The organism is Bacillus sp. LR--39, assembly GCF_053613335.1.
In genome coordinates this window covers 1-611 of the sequence record NZ_JBSIOT010001171.1, presented here as the reverse complement: position 1 = coordinate 611, position 611 = coordinate 1, and the positions used below count along the sequence as shown (strand labels likewise).

At 51.1% G+C, this 611-nt stretch carries 1 protein-coding gene; it reads right to left on the bottom strand.

Features of this window, described 5'->3' with window-relative positions:
* On the bottom strand, nucleotides 1-611 hold a 611-nt coding region (locus tag ACWHAR_RS29210; RefSeq protein ID WP_452088713.1), incomplete at both ends, for an ATP-binding cassette domain-containing protein.

Sequence of the window (611 nt, the reverse complement as noted above, 5' to 3'; positions counted from 1 at the left end):
CTCCGCTTAATACGGAGACGCGGCTTTCGATATGCTTTGTCGTCAGTCCGCATTTTGCCAGAGCGGCACGGATTTCATACTGCGTATAAGAAGGGAATTCGCTCCATACTTCTTCGATGCACGTATTGTTGTTTGTTTCCTTGACCTCTTGCTCGAAATAGCCGGTATAGATGTGCTCACCGCGTTCTACAGAGCCTTCGAGCGGCTGGATTTCGCCAAGCAAACTTTTCAGCAACGTCGTTTTTCCGATCCCGTTTGCGCCGTAAAGGGCGATTTTTTGGCCGCGTTCCATGCGGAGGTTGAGCGGACGGGACAGCGGGGAATCGTAACCGATCACGAGATCCTTCGTTTCAAAAATCAGCTTGCCTGACGTTCTCGCCGGCTTAAAGTGGAATTCCGGCTTTGGCTTTTCTGCCGCAAGCTCGATCATATTCATCTTATCGAGTTTCTTTTGGCGGGACATCGCCATGTTTCTCGTGCTGACACGCGCTTTGTTGCGGGCAACGAAATCCTTCAGCTCCGCGACTTCCTGCTGCTGCTTTTTGTAGGCCGCTTCAAGCTGCTGTTTTTTCACCTCGTAGACTTCCATAAACTGATGGTAGTCGCCGACA